Genomic DNA, 17,059 nt, shown 5'->3' with positions numbered 1-17,059 from the left:
GTCAAAAAGAGAAAAACACATGGATAAAATGATTTCGGTAATCATAATAGATGACCACCCATTGGTACTGAACGGATTCGAGTTTATCTTCAATAATCATCCGGAGATCAAACTGCTAGATACATTTACCAATGCAGAAGACACTCTGATATTTTTGGACACCAACAAGGTAGATGTCGTCTTAGCTGATATCAACATGCCGGGTATGAACGGTATCGATGCCACGCTTGCCATTAAAAGGTTGCATCCCGAGACACAGATTATCGCCATAAGCAACATCAGTGAAAGCAGTATTGTCCAGCGTATGCTGGATGCCGGTGCTTCTGGATACCTGCTAAAAAACGTTTCCTCCAGCGAGCTTATAGATGCGGTCCATGCGGTAATTAAAGGCAATAGGGTTCTGAGTATGGAGATAGAGCCCGTCATGGAACAACCGGAGAGTGCTGTTCCCAAAATCACGCAGAGAGAACACGAAGTGCTCCGATTGATGTCAACAGGGATGACTAGCCCCCAGATTGCCGAACAGATGTTCATAAGCCCGCTCACGGTAGAGAGTCACCGAAGAAATCTATTGCAAAAATTCAAAGTTGGTAATTCTGCCTCCTTGATACATAGAGCTACAGAGATGAAATTTATTTGAGAATTATGGTTCTATTGCTCGCTATTTCTCTGATTACCTCCACCAGATGGTGAGCTTTGGCTGCTTCTCCATCGGGTTAGTGTAGAAGAACTTTCATGCGTAGCAGTCCATGACAAATTCCGCTTGCTAGAGCGGAATCGATAACAAGGGAATACTGTTGCCTGAAGCCATCATCCTCGTCTTACTGCGATGCACGATAGATCCCCAGAAACCATATTTATAAGGCACCATGATCAACAGGTCTGCATTCAGCGATTCAACTTCATCCTTGATCGCCTCAATAATTTCCGTGGAGTTCACCTGCTTATACAGGTAATTGATACCGCTTAATGATAGCTCGATCTCGTTCAGACTGTCATTAAGAAGCTTCTCCTGATTTAATCGTTCGATCTCTCTCCCTACGTGAAATACTTCCACGCTGGCACCAAAGTCCTGAGCCAGGAATTTGACCTCATCCAGTATTTTTTTCTGCACGCCTCTGATCAGGTCACAAGCGAATATGACGGTCTTAAATCCTTTATACCGCGCAGTCAAGGGCACAGCCAGAATGGGGAAGCTAAACCGCGCAAGTGCCGCAGTTGTCGTGTTGCCAAGCAGGTCCTGCTCTATCGATCTCTGCGCCATTCCGATAACGACCAGATCGGCCTGATGAAGGTTGACACATCGCTCCAACTCTACATAAAAATCACCTGTTGCAAAGTGAGAAATGGCTTGTGCACCATAAGTCTGCTTAAGGCTTGTTACCACTTCGTCAAGCCGTTCACTTTGTACTTTTAAATAATCATTCACTGCCTCACCTGAAAGTCGGGCATTAAGGGCATGAATCGACACATTCTGCAAGCTAAAAACAATTAGTAAATACCCCCTGTCAGCTGCAACTTCAGCTGCGTACCGCATCGCGTTTTCAGCTTCAGCAGAATAGTCTGTTGTTATTACAATTTTTTTCATGCCTTAAATTTATATCATTTAAAAGCTTCGGCAAAACTGATATAGCGCTGTAGTGGCATTCCATTTAACCCGTCGAATGCTGATATCTCCAGGTTCGCTCTGCAACGCATTGGCTGTAAAGATGATGCGCGGATCACCTCAGAAAAAGCTGACCTGCTAGGCTTTAAATACAAACCCTACTTTCCCTTTTCAACAACCATAAACACCGCCCCTCTCGCCGGCACCGTTATTTTCAGCCCCTTCTCCGCCAAAGCTGAAAATGCCTTGATGCTGCTGTACGTGGAGGGCCCGCCTGCATCCAGCGAAGGACCTACTCCATTTACCAATACCTTCCTTGAAAATTCCGCGTTGTCCGTACCTCCTTCCAGCGTGTACCAGAAATAGCGCTTGCCGGGGATGAAATTCTTATATTTCAGTTCGGCAGACTGGGGACTCGTTGACGTATTGACGATCGATACATTCAGTTCCCCTGACGAATATGTCGAGGCGAAGGCTTTTAAGCCCGCATTCCCTGATACCGATACCGGCACGAGCCTGTCGCCCAGAAACTTTTGGAAATAGTACATATAAAAGAACGAGGGCCTGGGATTCCACTTCGGAATGCCAGGCTCATCGCCCGCACTGAAAAGCCCATGATCATTGCCGTTGTCCCAGCCGTTCAGCATATCCCATCTGGCGGTCAGGCCGTATTTGGACGTAAGTGATTCCCCCAGAACGAGCACCGCAAAAAGGCCGCTTACATTCGATACCTGTTGCTTCGCATCCTTTGCGAACATATTCCATTCGTCCAGGGCAATCGGCTTTACTGCCGCCCCATTCTTTTGCAGATCTCCGCTAATGAAGCTCATCATCTTGCCCGGCACAGAAGAAGCATCGGAAAGGATGGTTGCAGCATTTACATTGGCGATATCAGTGAAATAGCTATGTACGGCGTAGAAATCGGGCTTGTCCCCCGCAGCTTTCATCATCCCGGCATTCCAGCCCTTGGTCGTGCTTGTCTGCCACGATTCCGTAGCAGGTCCATCAAAAGCCACAGCTCCTATAAAGATCGGCTTACCAACCTCCGCCGCCGCCTTCTTCATCGAATCGGCAAACACCTTAAAATGCCTGCCATAAAGTTCACCGGTGATGATCTCAGGCTGTTGGTCCTGATTTTTCGACACGTCAATACGGTAGCCCGTCTGCCAGTCTCCAAAATGCTCGTTCCCTACTTCCCAGTATCTCGTCCGCCCCTTATCATACCTCACCCAGTCGGCCGCCAGGTGTGCCGCAGCAGCCACCGGATCTTTCGCCGTACTGTATCGGGCGTAAGCATAGTTCACGCTGATCAGGCCCTCACTGCCGCTTTGCCGCAGCAGATCGTAATATTTTTCCAGATTGAACTGCCAGTCGTAGTTACTTCGTCCATATAGGTAGTCCCCCTTTTGGCTCCGCCCATCTTTATCCGGCTGAAGAAGGGGAACATCTGCCGGCAGCTTATCCTGTTCTGCATTCCAGAAATAATTACTTGCCGAGTTCCCTCCCGGAAAGCGCACAACGTGCGTTTGCAGGTTCTTTACATCTGCCATTGCCTGCTGAGTCAGGTTCCCCATCCACCAGACAGCATTATTCCCAAATACAGACCGGGGTATTTTTGTGATGACCGAGGAAGCATCGACCGTTACGGTCGATGCGAGTGCTCCTGTAAAGGCCTTTTCGGAATATGCAGGCGCTTCAAACTTCCGCGCCTGCCAGTCGTCCAGGAAAAAGCCAATGGTCTTCGCCACCTCAGGATCCTTCACCGCCACCACCTTCTCAGGCGTTACCGGGGTGGGCTCCACCGGCGCTGGAGGCTGCTCCTTCTTCTTACACGAAAGAGAAGCGCACAGAAACAGCAAGCCAAAAATCCGCAGGGTCGCCATCTATTTCAAACCAATATGATCAATATAGATCGTACCTGACCAATCCTGATCCTGGAGAATAAATTCTGTTATCGTCGCCGGAGCACCCAGATCAGAAGCGATCGACCATTTGTATTCTGTCCATTCTCCTTCTACGATCGAAATAACTTGATCCTGTTTAGTACCACCTTTTACGATCACGTTAAGCTTCTTACCATTCGTTCCGGTTGTACCGAAAACAGAGAACCTGAACTCGGTAAAATCTGCGGTTGCAGAGCCTCCTCCCATCTGTAGTGCACCTCCCCAGCCTCCGCCGAAGGTCACCTTGATCGACTTCTCTCCATCCCGCACCTTCTCAGATGATGCCATATCCACAGCAGTTCCTGAGCCCCAGCCTCCCCACTTCGACCATCCGTTTTTCAGTTCATCGTCAAAGAACGGATGTCCCAAAGCCTCCAGCGGCGGAAGATCACCTGCCAGCTCCATCGCTATGGGCGACTCTACCAGCACTCCTGAGTAGGCCTTCAGCGAGATCTTGCCTTTGTTCGCCTCCTTCGGAACCTTGACAACGATCTGACTGGCCGATTTACTTTCGAACTGCATAACAGGATCTTTGATTCCCGGAAAGAGAATGCCTTCCGTCAGATCAAGATCCGTTCCGGTAATCGTCAGTGCAGCTTCCCGCTCAACGGGTACTGGCGACATCCTTGTGATGGCAGGCAGGCTCACAACCAAGTCCCGCTCGTTCTCTATAATCAGCGGCTGTGTGCCACTCGTCATAATCACGATCGGACCAGTCTCTGCCGTCATGGGCACCTTTACCACCAGCTCAGTCATCGACTGACTGACAAACTCACTCACCAGCGTATCTTTGGCAAAATGCACCCCCGTAACCCAATTCAGAAACTCACCTTTAATCGTCAGGTTTTCCCCCGGACGCACATTGGCCGTAAAGGATGTGATCACAACAGGCACCTCCAAATCGAAGGAGCTTTTCGAAACGATATCCCCTTCACTGGTCTTCAGTGTAATCTGACCTCTTTCTGCTTCCATAGGCACCGTCAGCACGATGAGTTCCGAGGTATGCTGCTCAAACGCTGCTTTATCAACAGAGGCGCCGGCAAACTCCACAGCCGTCACGCGGTCTAGGTGGGTACCGATTAAGCTGATCTTTTCCCCGTGCTTCACCCCTGCCGGTCCGAAACTGAGAAGGGCCACTTTATCCGTATCGGTATGCTCGTCTTTCTTACATGAAAGCATACAGCAGGTCATCATAAAGACGCCCAGCATGAAAAATAATCTCCTTGTAAATCGTGTTTCCATTCGTCAAATTTTTAAAAACAGGCGGAAAGCTTAAACTCTCCGCTTGTTCTCGTGTCTTTATGCTATTCTTGATCAATAAGGAACAACTGCTCCCTCGTGCTATTTCTTAATTACCTTCGGAACCACTCTGAAATTATCGAAGGAAATATCTGCATCCAGATCACCGGGACCATGGAAGAGGATTCTGGTATAATAACCTTTTGAACTCAAGGTCAGCGGCGCACCATAGCTCTTCGCTATCACATCAAACGGAATGCTGATCGTCTGCCATTTCCCCTGTGTGTCTATCGGCGGCTGCCACAAGTAACCATCATTATAAAAGTCCTGACTCAGCCCCACATTAATCTTGATCACGTTGTTATTATATGGCTTGCGAGTATTTACTTCAAACTTCAGGTAGTAATTCTCCGGCTTCAAAATAGCCTCATCGGGAATATTCTTGCTGATGTCGCCCATTGCATCCGGCGGTCCCCCTGCAACCTCAAGCCAGCTCCAGCCCGCAATCGGCTGATTCACCCGAATGTAATTACCGTTGATCGATTCTGGAGCGTCTGCACCGGGACTCTTTACCACGAACGATTCTTTCCACCAACCGGTAAAAGGGTCGCTGCTGAGGAATATATTCCGGTTATCCCTGAACCAGAAATCCGATTTGGTCTCCCCAAAGTTGGTCTTCACGGTAATCTGACCCGGCTGTGCCCCTGCGGGTACAACAACCTCTATCCGGTCATCTTTCAGCGAGAGAACCTCTCCCTGTACTCCGCCGGCAAAGGTAACGGTCACCGGCTCATAGAAGTAGTTTCCGTTGATGACCGCCGTACCACCGCTTAATACGTATTCGCTAAACATGCTGCTTACCACAGGTTCGCTGATCTCCAACTTAAAATCATGCTCCAGGGTGCCTCCGTTTGCGAAGACCATCTTTAACTTATTGGTGATATCAGAAGGTATCTTGCTCGGTACCGTTACCAAAACAGAGGTATTGGTAATATAGGTCGGAACCAAGAGTGCCTGTTGGTCGTTAAACCAGATCTCCCGTACATTCTTGAGATTTTCCCCCACAATGGCTATCAGGTTTCCCTGCCCTGCACCCACCAGCAAAGAATCTGATGCCGCCGGATTTGTCGTTCGTACATATTTTACCCTGGGCTCTCCCCCATCCTCAGAATCGCTCTTACAAGAGCTGAATCCCGCTATACTTACCGCTACAAAAGCCAGAAGTATAAAATGATATATCTTATTCATGCTATTGCTTTATTGGTTACTTAAATAATAGTCTACAGCAGGCTTTCTCAGATTAGGTGCCTGGCCCAGTTCTGATGTCGGAATAGGAAGAAGGAAATTTCCGCTGTTTGCAACAATGGTCCGCTCATTCACACTCCATGGCGTCTTCGTCATCGTCCACTGTGTCGGATTGGGAATTACATCTGGAGCAATAAAGAACAGTCCCCTGTCCTGCTGATTAAGAATGGAATACGCTTTTGTCGGATTGTAATAGTGTAAAGTGACAAGGTCGTACCAGGCCATGCCTTCCATCGCAAACTCCAGGACTCTCTCCCTGAAAATGACATTATGGGTCAGAGGAAGCTCGTATTTAGGTAGACCCGCACGCATATGCACCTTGTTAAAATACTCCAGCGCCGTAGCATCATTGGTCGAGGTATTGTTCCCCAATACAGCCTCAGCATAGGTCAGATACATTTCAGCTAAACGCAGCATGTAGGTATCATGGCCATAGTTCTGAGAGGCGGCCTGTCCCCCTACATCCTTTGCCTTTCCGGTCACATACTTTTTAATTGCAGCAAAGTTCACGTCCGTTCCGGTAAGCGGATAAACGAGCTTCTGTTCTCCCCCGGGAATGGTTTGCGTGATCTCCGGATAAGAAGCGCCAGGAATCATAAAGGTCGCCTTCAACCGCTGATCAACGGTTCTGCCCTGCAAAATAGAATCTCCTGCAGCGTTCCGTCCCGGAGTGAATCCCTCATATTGCTTCATCATCCACCAGGTGGCCCCTTTGTCGCCGCCCCAGCCGTCGCCGTTTCCGATATCGCTGCTATAAGCCAGATAGGCGGGAGTGGAATTCTGAGTTCCCCAGGCACCGGCTGAATACACCCACTGCAGGGAGAACAAAGATTCGCTGTTATTATCATAAGGGAACAGGAACAGATTGGCATAATTGCTCAGCAATGCTGCCCCGCTTTGCTTGATCACCCGCTCTGAATAGTACTTTGCGCTGTCCAGAAAAGCCTGGTTCCGCGTTCCGGAACCCGCGGACTCAACCCCTGCGCGTGTCAGATAGAAGCGAGCCAGCATGCCCTCGGCCGACCATTTCGTCAGTCGCCCCGGCCTAAGCGGTGAGGTTGGCAAATCTTCGGCTGCCGCCCGCATTTCAGATGTAATGAATTTCCAGACACTCGGAACCGTATTTCTGCGGATGGTGGTGTCCGTCAGCAGGGTCTGATTATTCTCTATAATGGGCACCTCCCCCCAGTTCATCACCAGGAAGCGATAGGCCAGCGCGCGCATAAACCGTGCTTCGGCAATCGCCGCACGCTTCACCACACCCGACACTTCTGCACCCACATAGTTGTTGATATTCTGAATGGCCATGTTTGACTGGCCAACTACAATAAAGAAGGCCCTCCATGATGCGGCGTTTTCGCCGTTATCTCCCGTCGTGTTAAACAACACGTTACCACGGTCATTATAGGCCGAAAAAGCCGTTCCCGCTCGGAAGTCGCCCAAATTATAAGAGGCCTTGTCGTTGTAGTCAAACCAGACCCGGCTATATAACAGAGCCGTAGAGGCAAGTACCTGATCGTCTGTTTTGTAGAAGTTAACATCCACGATGGCATCAGTCGGCGGCTTCACGAGAAAATCTTTCTTACAGGCCGACAGCATCACTAGCGGGATCAGAACGATAGCCCAATTGCGCATATATGTTAAGTATTTCATCTGTTCTGTTTTATAAATCCATTCCTAGAGTAAATGTATAGACAGGGGTTAGCGGATAGCGTCCGAAATCTATTCCGATCGCCTGGTTTCCGGCACCTGCATCCCGTCCTACATAGGCGCCTACTTCAGGGTCATATCCTTTGTATTTGGTCAGCGTCAAAACGTTCTGCGCACTGAAGGCGATCCGCATATTCCTCACCAGGTTTTGCTTAGACAGAAGGTTTCTGGGGAGATTGTACGCCAGGGAGATGTTCTTCAGGCGCACGAAAGAGCCATCTTCCACCCACTTGTTCGTAAAGCGCGTCACGTTTCCGTTTGGCCCCAGGTTAATCCTGGCGATATCTGTTCCTGGATTTTCCAGCACCACATTGCCGTCTGCATTCGTCACCGGTCTTGCATAGTCCATTGCGTGGACCATCAGGTTCCTGCTCAGGTTAATGTTGTTCGGGTTGCTGTTCACACGCGCCATATAGTTGTACACGTCGTTGCCGAAGGTACTGGTGATCAGGACGCTCAGATCAAAGCCTTTATAGCTGAAGTCGTTTGTAAAGCCACCAAACAGCTTAGGCCATGGGTTACCGATATTGGTCTGGTCGTTTACGTCGATTTTACCGTCGGGTACGCCTTCCGGACCACTGATGTCTCTGTACTTCACGTCGCCAACCCAGATACCGTTCACTTCCTGCGTAGGCAGCCTGTTACCGTTGTTATCCACCGGCACGGCACTGTTATTAATTTCATCAACCGACTGGAAGAGTCCTTCCTCTATATATCCTCTGAATAACCATGGTGCCTGTCCCACAGACGACCGCTGCGTCCAGCTCTCCATCCACCAGGATACCCGGTCGATAGATGCTGCGTCCGAATAGAATTTTTTGATCTTGGTTTTGAAATGAGAGAGGTTGAAGTTAGATGTCCATTTGAAGCTTTTGGTCGAAATATTAGTTGTGTTCAACGTGATTCCCCATCCCTTGTTCTCCAGCGATCCGATGTTCACCATTGGAGCAGCCACGGCACCCTGTCCGTTTGATCCCATATACCAGGGAAGCGGGTTTTCCATCAGCAGGTTATCCGTATTTTTCACGTAGTAATCGGCTTCAATCTGAATGCGGTCCTTTAGAAATCCAAGATTCAGACCCACGTTGTTCGTGGTGGTCTCCTCCCATTGCAAACCGGGGTTTGCATAGCGGCTCGGCAAAAACCCCGTACCCGTTGGTGTAGCACCCGCAGCCATTGGAGAGTAGATAAAGGCTCCTCCTCCCTGATTACCGGTAGTACCGGTTTCAAACCGGAGCTTAAACTCACTGATTGCAGGAATTTTGAAGAAATCTTCTTTGGAAACCCGCCAGGCTACAGATACTGATGGAAACATACCCCATTTATTATCGCTACCAAAGTTGGCCGATCCATCGCTTCTGAGTGTACCGGTAAAAATATATTTGTCTGCGAAATTATAGTTCAGCCTCCCGAGGTAAGATTCCATTCCCCAGGTATTCGATCCACCGCTATTGCTGGCTGTCAGCTCATCGCCCGCCGCCAGGTCATAAATATCATTGGTGAGAAATCCGGTCCTGCGTCCTGAAAGGCCGCGCCATTCAGACTCCTGCGATTCATGGGAGACCATCAGGTTGAAATTATGTTGCTTGATGGACTTATTGTATTGCAGTAACTGGTTCCAGTTCCAATAGGTGTTCATATTCGAACCGTTGGTAAATGCCGCCGTTACGTTCTCAGCCCAGCCGATTTTGTAGGTAGGAATGAAATATTGGGAGTTGGAGTAGCCCAGATCGGTATTGAACGAAGTCCGGAATTCCAGGTCTTTGAAGATCTTAATTCCCAGATTGATACCGCCCAAAAACTGACGGCGCATATTGTCATTCTTCGATAAGGTCGCGATGGCTATCGGATTAACGGGCGCAAAATTGTTAGCGCCGTTATTCTCATCCGCACCACCCCATGAACCGTCTATATTCTTCACCGGCACTTGTGGAGTCAGCTGCAAGGCATTGGAGATGATGTTCTCCTGACTGGATGTCAAGGTCTCATTCGTCTGATTAAAGCTGATGTTTGCACTCAGCGTAGCCCACTCCTTAGGCTTATTATCCAGGTTCAGACGTACTGAGTAGCGGTTAAAACCTGAACCCTCAGCTACACCTTTCTGGTCCAGGTAATCACCAGACAGGTAATAGGTCGTCTTCTCACTTCCCCCACTCAGACTCAGCTGATGCTTATTCATTCCCGCATTATTGAAGAGCTCACTTTGCCAGTTAGTACCTTCACCCAATAGTGAAGGATCAAGCAACTCGGCAGGTGTCTCGCCACCTTCAATGGCATGATATTCATTGACCATTTGTGCATATTGCCTCAGGTTCATCACCTTGAGACCTTCCGGAGGCGTCTGGATCCCGTGCTGAAACCCGTAGGCTATCTTCACATCGCCGGCCTTACCCCTTTTGGTAGTGATCAGCAGAACCCCGTTCGTGGCCCGCGAGCCATAAATCGAGGTCGCAGAAGGCCCCTGCAACACCTGGATATCTTCAATATCCGCAGGATTTAATCCGGCCAGCGGATTAGAGGAGCTCTGCGTGCCAAAGCTAACCGCCGTCGGCTGTATCTGCACACCGTCAACCACATACAGCGGTTCATTTGCTCCATTGATGGAGTTCACTCCCCGGATGTTTACCGATATACCTCCTCCGGGCTGACCGGAGTTCTGCGTGATGTACACACCTGCAGAACGCCCCTGAATAGCCTGTTCAATGGTCGTATTTACGGTTCTGTTGATCTCTTTAGAGGTAACAGTCGTTTGCGCAGTGGTTAGGTTCGCGCGCTTCGCCGTACCGTAACCCACTACTACCACCTCACTAAGACTTGTGGCGTCGGTCTGCAGCACCACGCGGATGTTGGTCCTGTTGCCAATCGTAACCTCCTGCCGGCGCATACCGACGAAGGATACCACGAGAACATTACTGCCGGATGGCACGTTTATCGCAAATGCACCGTTTACATCGGTACCCGTTGACACCTGTGTACCTCTGACGGAAACACTGGCACCTGGAAGCTGGTTCCCCGCGTCATCCATAACTGTACCCGTTACCCTGCGTGACTGAGCAACAGCCTCGGCACAGAACCCACAGAATACGTACAGAAGCAAAACTTTGAGTAGAACTTGTCGCATATATTATAATTTATTATTGGTTATACTTTTTTGCCGGAACAGAGCAACTGACGGCGGATCCGGATAATGCCGTTTATCCTGCCGGATAACGGTCGAAACAGGTTAGTTCAGGTCGATTGTTCATCGCATGTTAAGAGTTAATTAGGTATAGAGCGTGTAAAAGGTACAATTGGTCTCGGCCGGGCAGAGGAGCTTTCATTGGAAGAGTGATTCATCCCGGAACGGCCTATAACAAACATACAAATCAGGGGAATCTTTTTATGATAGTTTTATATCCAATACTACACGATTTTTAGCCGGTTTAAAATTCCAGTCAAGACAAGCGGAACGCTGATTTCTACGATTCGCAGATCTAAAAACACTATCGCACCGTCTTGCTTGTATATATGAATTATGCAACTAATCTAATGTTACATGTAATAACCCGGAGCTTATCGACAGTAATTTTGAAGTACTATGAAAAATTACATTTGCCCAAAATATTTTAGAGTCTACTTGTATCAGACGACGGTATCAGAAGTCCTCCCGGAATATCTAAGGCCTGTTACGGCTCGTTTATTAAATAGTAATCCTACTTACTCCTTACTTTCTGAGGATGAAAGGTTTTGCGACTATCCAGGTAGAGTTCGCGCAATGGAGTGCGCAAAAAAAGGGGCATTGTCTCACATCAACAAACTGATAAAAGACCGAGATGGTGCTGATGAACTCGTTCAATACCGTTTCGACCATTATGACGACCTTAATTTCCATCTGACGGAAGAAAATATAAGGAAGATAGAGAATGAACTTAAGAAGCAAATGCAATATGGACAGAATTGACAACAACTACGATGCCTCGGAGTTCCCCAAATCAAGGCCGCATATAATGGTCGATACGATCGATTATGTAGAGAACGCTATCGTCACCAAGACCATCATCAAAAAACCCTCCGGGAACATCAGCATTCTGTCTTTTGATAAAGGCGAAAACTCACTTGAAAAAACTTCCCCTTTCGACAGTTTCGTCCAGATCATCGAGGGAAAGGCAGAGATCGTAATAGACTCCTCATCAACCAGCCTGCCTACAGGCGGAGGAATGATTATACCTGCCCATGTCCCCAATTCCATCCAATCACATGAGCGTTTCAAGATGATCATGACGATCATCAAAAGCGGTTATGAATAAATACATATACATACAAGAGCCTTAGCTTCTTGTATGCTAGCTCAAAAAACAATGAGACTTGCCATAGAACGAAAATCAGTAAAAGTGTACCCCGACCCCAAGCGGGTAATTGCCCGGTTCTTCTTCAATGGCGAAGAACGGGGTAAGCAGGTCATCTCCCAGGTACTAAAACTAACAGATCAACAGGTCTTTTCCATTATCTCTCCAATTCTTCAGGATTTTTCGAAGCGACACAGAAGTATAACAAAACTGCTCCTAAAAAACTACGATAAAGTCAAGTTCTTGCTTAAGACACTGGAAAAGGATGAATCTGAGATCTCTCATTACACCAAACTTCTCTTGGGTTCCTATTTCACTCACGAATACTCCATCGAATCAGCAGCTTTTTTTAACCCTTCCGCCATCGAAGATCCGAATCAAACTGAACTTGAAGATGGTGAAAGAAGACTAATTATCAGCTTTAGGGCGGTTGGCGAAGGCCATATCTCGTCAATCGCTTTTAGAAGGGTTCTAATTGACAGGCACAATAATATTCATGTCATTCCCTCCGGAAATTATATCGATGAGGCAGAAGTTGTCCAGAACGCCACCTACAACAAAGAGCTATTTCTGGAAAAAGCCCTGGTCTCGCGCATCGATACTTCAATAGTTGCGGAACTCAACGCCACGCTTACTGATTCTTTTGATTACCTCACCCTGCGCCGGATCATTATGGAGTCCCAGCAACAGGAGCCCGATCCACTTAAAGACGCCGACCTCGAACGGGTTCTCTGGCTGTCGGATTCTTATTATCAGATCACTTTCTCTATGGATACGGATATATCTGATCGGGTGATCTTCCCAATCTCTGAATTTGAACGAAAGGGGATTGAAGATGCCCGGTTTGTCAAGTTTATAGATGACGACGGCTCCATCATGTATTATGCAACGTATACTGCATACGATGGCGTACTCATTATGCCGAAGCTTCTAAAAACAAAAGACTTTTATAGTTTTGATATCGGACCACTTTTTGGTGCCGGGGCTCAGAACAAGAACCTCGCACTTTTTCCTAGAAAAATCAACGGAAAGTACGCGATGCTATCCAGAATTGACGGATACAATAATTATATCATGTATTCAGATAACATCAACGTGTGGGAGAATCCTGTAATGCTTCAAACACTGAAATACAGCTGGGAATTTATACAAGTGGGCAACTGTGGGTCGCCAATCGAAACAAAAGATGGCTGGCTGGTCATCACACATGCTGTCGGGCCTATGAGAAGATATTGCTTGGGTGCCTGCCTGCTCGATATTCACGACCCTTCGATCGAACTCGGACGTCTCGATGAGTCCCTGCTGATCGCAAACCCCGAAGAACGTGAAGGCTACGTCCCCAATGTGGTTTATTCTTGCGGATCCATCATCAATAACGGCGAACTAATCATTCCTTACGGCTTATCGGACTATTGCTCTTCTTTTGCGACAGTCAACCTGGATGCCTTGCTTCATCGTATATTGACCCCGTTTAAAACGAACTGATAGCATTTGAGGTAGTCAGCAACCATTTTTGCCTGTGAAAAGCGCGATGCGGCCCACAGGCTGCAGCTAAGCCGGTTAAGCACTGGCAGATCAGCCACCGCCTCTACTGCTTCGTCTACATCTTTCACCAAAAAACCAGAGGTCCCATGTTTGATTAGCTCCGGCATGGAACCTCTGCTAAACGCGATAACCGGCGTTCCACACAACATCGATTCGGCCACGCTCAACCCGAATGGCTCATCAAACCTGATTGGGTGGAGCAACGCCATTGCTTTCCCCATCAGCTGCTGTCGCTGTGAAGGACCCGCATTGCCTAGATACTGCACCTGTTCATTCAGGTGGGGTTTGACTCTTTCGTTGAAATACGCTTCGTCCTGGATCAGCCCCGCAATCAGCAATCGTTTGTTAGACCTCAGGGCGATCTCAATCGCCTCGGCAGTCCCTTTGTCCGGATGGATCCTGCCGAAGAATAAGAGGTAGCCATCGTGGGTTGCACTAAATTCGAAGTCCGCGAGCCTCAGGCCATTGTACACCGTACGGAGATAATCCAGATCTGGATGCCGGTCCGAATCACTGATCGACACATAGAAGCAGGAGTTGTTGTACTTTTTATAGACCGGAACGATACGGTTTGAGGAAAAACCGTGAATGGTGGTGATTATCGGTGTGCTCATTAGCCGGGAATACGTGAGGGGTAAGAAGTCGAAATGATTGTGAATGATATCAAAGTCCCCAGCCCTTTCCATCAAATTACTGATATGCAGGCATTCGGCAACCTTGGCATCAACGTTCGGATCATCCGCATAACCACGGGGTACAACCGCATCAAGCGTTCCCTTGGTTTTGGACTCCTGGGTGGCAAACAAAGTAACTTCATGTCCGGCGTCTACCAATCCCTCAGCCACATTGGAGGCAACCTGCTCCCAAGGCCCATAGTTCCGGGGTGGCGTTCGCCAGGCAATAGCCGATAAAACCGCTACTTTCATGATACAACCGAAGATGTCATATAACCGGAACGCAAGGTATTAACCGCGTTTCTCCTTTGGTATTTTTCAATGGTTAATCTGGCCATCAGGTAGCTCACTGTAGATTCTGCACCCTGGTTCAGATTAATCTGATATTGTTCAAGGCCGTCGTAACAACCTCCGGTGCAAGGATTGTAAATGATCTGTTTCAAATGATTCCTCCCTAAGAACCAATCAAAGGCAATACCCATTTTCGTCAGGTATTCTTGTTGTTTAAATACCCCATAAAACCGGTCGAGTGCAAGAATCGTATACGCCACATCAATGGGTTGCTCGCCGAACGGAGCAGCCCTTTCGCCTTTCAGCAGCCATTGATGATGGGATATCACCTTTATCCCCGTATCGTCAAAGGTCTGGTTTAAGAGAAATGCGAACGCGCTCTGTGCAATCTCCTTATAAATCTGGTTCCCGGTAACCTCATACGCACATAGCAATGACTCCGGTAAGATGCTGTTCCCGTATGTGAGATAGCTTTCAAACCATTCCCAGGATAACTCCCCCTCGTGTTTGTACATCTGAACCAGACGGTCTGCAAGCGTTTTTATCAGGCTCAAATACTCCTTTACGTCCCTCTCCTGGTTATAGTAGCAAAGTCCTTTTAACGAAAATGCCATAGCACGCGTGGAGTGCATGCCTTCTGTCTGTCGCGATGCCTTCTCAAAAATCGTATATGCGGAGGCTACCAGGGTTTCAGGCAAAATACTGCGACACGAGATCACGACGCCGAGGGCCCAGAGAGCCCTGCCATTTGAGTCTTCCAGATTGGTCTCCTCATTCTGCGTGGTGAATATCTTTTCCTCGTTGACATAATTCAGGAAACTTCCGTCATCTTGCTGGCAAAATTTAATAAACTCCAGATACCGGTAGATCAATTCCAGATCCTCCTCCTTACCTGAAAGTTCAAAATCCATAACCAGGGAAACCAAGGCACGTGCATTGTCGTCAAGCGTGTACCCGGAGCTAATATCGGGTTCATCGATCTTCGAAAACTGAATCATACCAAAAGATGTGGTGAGATGCCGAACAAAGTCCAACTTGATCTCCGGTATGCTAAAGCGCAGTTTCACGCCGTAATGGTGTTTCTTGAATAGATTGGCGTAAGAAATGGAGACATTCTGCCATGCACTTGACACAATCTTCTGTAACCCGTTGTTACTATACAGCGACCGAAGCTCGCCGTCTGCCAAAAGGCTGTTAACTGCTGCAGACAGCTGAACGGAGTTCTCAAAGTCGAACAGGATACCGGCCTCATCTTTTAAAAGCTCCCTGGCATGAGGAATGGGCGTGGAGATAATCGGACAGCCACAGCTGATCGCATAGGAGAACGTTCCGCTCACCGCCTGGTGGGGGTCGCGAGAGGTAAATAGATAGATGTCCGTCAACTGCAGATACTCAAGCAGCTCATCCAGAGGCAGATAGTAGTTGATAAACATAACATGCTCCCGCATCCCCAGCCTATCAACTTTATCCTGAAGCAAATTCCGGTAACGTTCACCCTCCTGCTTCAGCACCTGCGGATGTGTCTTACCGATGATCAGGAACAGGACCTCAGGATCCTGACCAACAATGGCCGGCAAGGCGTCCAGGGTTGTTTCGATGCTTTTACCGGAACTGATCAGCCCAAATGTAGAAAGGATGGTTTTACCCTTGAACTGGTATTTTTCTTTTAATGCGTTTTTTTTCGAATGTGGAACCAGGTGGACACCATGCGGAATCACGGATATTTTCTTTGCGGGGATCCGGTAATCCTGAGTCAGAATATCAGCGGAACTCTGCGTCATCACAAGAATAGCACTGCAGCAGGCGGAAATCTGCTCCACCTTCAACTTTAACATCAGATTGGGTTGGGGTAAGACCGTATGATAGGTCAAGAGCACCGGTGTCTTCAGACTGGACAGGAACTGCAAAAATGCTTCATCGCACCGCGAATCAAAAAGCCCAAATTCATGCTGAATCAGGATCAGCTTAATATGATCTGATGCATTGATATCCCTGGAAAGCCGGAAATATGAATCTGTATCAGAGGTATCAAGAATAAACTTTACCTCCGGCCCGTAAGCATGAACTTCCTTGTTCGATTCAAGAGCACAGACGGAGGATAAAAATGAATGAGCGTATTTGCTATCCAACGCTTTGATCAGGTCCTGAGAATAGGACGCAATGCCGCACTCTCTTGGAGGGTAGGATGTGATGTATAAAATCTCAGGGCTGCCGTTTGACTTAACTTCTTCCATAATTCAATTGTATTAGAGCGCCGTGAGGACAATGCCTCGTGTCTGGCAAAAGCGGAATGCTCACCTCTTCTTAAAGGTCGGACTAACGCAACAGAAGCTGTTATACAATTTAGCAGATTACTTGCATGATTCACACCCACCCGGTGAAACTACTCACTTCATATTGACTTTCAACACATTACCAGTC

At 48.0% G+C, this 17,059-nt stretch carries 12 protein-coding genes; 3 read left to right on the top strand and 9 right to left on the bottom strand.

Annotated features, from left to right (window positions below):
• Window positions 1–19 precede the first annotated feature (19 nt).
• The gene (locus ACO1NU_RS05415) at window positions 20–640 is read left to right on the top strand and encodes a response regulator (protein ID WP_448817442.1); all 621 of its coding nucleotides are present in this window, start codon (window positions 20–22) and stop codon (window positions 638–640) included.
• Between the two features lie 126 nt (window positions 641–766).
• Here the strand turns inward: ACO1NU_RS05415 and ACO1NU_RS05410 are convergent, their stop codons facing one another.
• From ACO1NU_RS05410 to ACO1NU_RS05380, 7 genes are all read right to left on the bottom strand, one after another.
• The gene (locus ACO1NU_RS05410) at window positions 767–1,588 is read right to left on the bottom strand and encodes a universal stress protein (protein WP_448817441.1); all 822 of its coding nucleotides are present in this window, start codon (window positions 1,586–1,588) and stop codon (window positions 767–769) included.
• A 176-nt stretch (window positions 1,589–1,764) separates the two neighbouring features.
• Complete coding sequence (locus tag ACO1NU_RS05405; protein ID WP_448817440.1) at window positions 1,765–3,489, bottom strand: alpha-L-arabinofuranosidase; 1,725 nt, start codon at window positions 3,487–3,489, stop codon at window positions 1,765–1,767.
• Entirely contained in the window at window positions 3,490–4,791 is a 1,302-nt protein-coding gene (locus tag ACO1NU_RS05400; RefSeq protein ID WP_448817439.1) for a hypothetical protein, read from the bottom strand. It abuts the gene before it with no gap.
• Between the two features lie 99 nt (window positions 4,792–4,890).
• On the bottom strand, window positions 4,891–6,036 hold the full coding sequence (locus ACO1NU_RS05395; RefSeq protein ID WP_448817438.1) for a glycan-binding surface protein: 1,146 nt from the start codon (window positions 6,034–6,036) through the stop codon (window positions 4,891–4,893).
• A gap of 9 nt (window positions 6,037–6,045) precedes the next feature.
• Complete coding sequence (locus ACO1NU_RS05390; protein ID WP_448817437.1) at window positions 6,046–7,746, bottom strand: RagB/SusD family nutrient uptake outer membrane protein; 1,701 nt, start codon at window positions 7,744–7,746, stop codon at window positions 6,046–6,048.
• Window positions 7,747–7,756: 10 nt separating this feature from the next.
• The gene (locus ACO1NU_RS05385) at window positions 7,757–10,924 is read right to left on the bottom strand and encodes a SusC/RagA family TonB-linked outer membrane protein (protein WP_448817436.1); all 3,168 of its coding nucleotides are present in this window, start codon (window positions 10,922–10,924) and stop codon (window positions 7,757–7,759) included.
• A 582-nt stretch (window positions 10,925–11,506) separates the two neighbouring features.
• Window positions 11,507–11,674 carry a hypothetical protein gene (locus tag ACO1NU_RS05380; protein ID WP_448817435.1) on the bottom strand — a complete coding sequence of 56 codons (168 nt, stop codon included), beginning with the start codon at window positions 11,672–11,674 and terminating at the stop codon, window positions 11,507–11,509.
• Between the two features lie 55 nt (window positions 11,675–11,729).
• Between ACO1NU_RS05380 and ACO1NU_RS05375 the strand changes: the two genes are divergently transcribed.
• Both ACO1NU_RS05375 and ACO1NU_RS05370 read left to right on the top strand, forming a co-directional pair.
• Window positions 11,730–12,089, top strand: a complete 360-nt coding sequence (locus ACO1NU_RS05375) for a cupin domain-containing protein (protein WP_448817434.1) — start codon at window positions 11,730–11,732, stop codon at window positions 12,087–12,089.
• Between the two features lie 51 nt (window positions 12,090–12,140).
• A complete protein-coding gene (locus tag ACO1NU_RS05370) occupies window positions 12,141–13,613 on the top strand; it encodes a glycoside hydrolase family 130 protein (protein WP_448817433.1) in 1,473 nt (490 codons plus the stop codon).
• On the opposite strand, the gene ACO1NU_RS05365 is transcribed toward ACO1NU_RS05370, so the two are convergent.
• Together ACO1NU_RS05365 and ACO1NU_RS05360 are read right to left on the bottom strand one after the other, a co-directional pair.
• Window positions 13,580–14,599, bottom strand: a complete 1,020-nt coding sequence (locus ACO1NU_RS05365; protein ID WP_448817432.1) for a glycosyltransferase family 4 protein — start codon at window positions 14,597–14,599, stop codon at window positions 13,580–13,582. The genes ACO1NU_RS05370 and ACO1NU_RS05365 overlap by 34 nt on opposite strands.
• The gene (locus ACO1NU_RS05360) at window positions 14,596–16,872 is read right to left on the bottom strand and encodes a glycosyltransferase (protein ID WP_448817431.1); all 2,277 of its coding nucleotides are present in this window, start codon (window positions 16,870–16,872) and stop codon (window positions 14,596–14,598) included. Before ACO1NU_RS05360 ends, ACO1NU_RS05365 begins: the two co-directional genes overlap by 4 nt.
• Between the last annotated feature and the right edge of the window lie 187 nt (window positions 16,873–17,059).

It is taken from the genome of Arcticibacter sp. (assembly GCF_053551015.1).
This window is presented reverse-complemented; position numbering and strand designations above follow the sequence as displayed.

Coding starts and splice junctions, on each gene's coding strand:
- ACO1NU_RS05415 (WP_448817442.1), top strand. CDS start 20: ATGGATAAAATGATTTCGGTAATCATAATAGATGACCACCCATTGGTA.
- ACO1NU_RS05410 (WP_448817441.1), bottom strand. CDS start 1,588: ATGAAAAAAATTGTAATAACAACAGACTATTCTGCTGAAGCTGAAAAC.
- ACO1NU_RS05405 (WP_448817440.1), bottom strand. CDS start 3,489: ATGGCGACCCTGCGGATTTTTGGCTTGCTGTTTCTGTGCGCTTCTCTT.
- ACO1NU_RS05400 (WP_448817439.1), bottom strand. CDS start 4,791: ATGGAAACACGATTTACAAGGAGATTATTTTTCATGCTGGGCGTCTTT.
- ACO1NU_RS05395 (WP_448817438.1), bottom strand. CDS start 6,036: ATGAATAAGATATATCATTTTATACTTCTGGCTTTTGTAGCGGTAAGT.
- ACO1NU_RS05390 (WP_448817437.1), bottom strand. CDS start 7,746: ATGAAATACTTAACATATATGCGCAATTGGGCTATCGTTCTGATCCCG.
- ACO1NU_RS05385 (WP_448817436.1), bottom strand. CDS start 10,924: ATGCGACAAGTTCTACTCAAAGTTTTGCTTCTGTACGTATTCTGTGGG.
- ACO1NU_RS05380 (WP_448817435.1), bottom strand. CDS start 11,674: ATGGAAATTAAGGTCGTCATAATGGTCGAAACGGTATTGAACGAGTTC.
- ACO1NU_RS05375 (WP_448817434.1), top strand. CDS start 11,730: ATGGACAGAATTGACAACAACTACGATGCCTCGGAGTTCCCCAAATCA.
- ACO1NU_RS05370 (WP_448817433.1), top strand. CDS start 12,141: ATGAGACTTGCCATAGAACGAAAATCAGTAAAAGTGTACCCCGACCCC.
- ACO1NU_RS05365 (WP_448817432.1), bottom strand. CDS start 14,599: ATGAAAGTAGCGGTTTTATCGGCTATTGCCTGGCGAACGCCACCCCGG.
- ACO1NU_RS05360 (WP_448817431.1), bottom strand. CDS start 16,872: ATGGAAGAAGTTAAGTCAAACGGCAGCCCTGAGATTTTATACATCACA.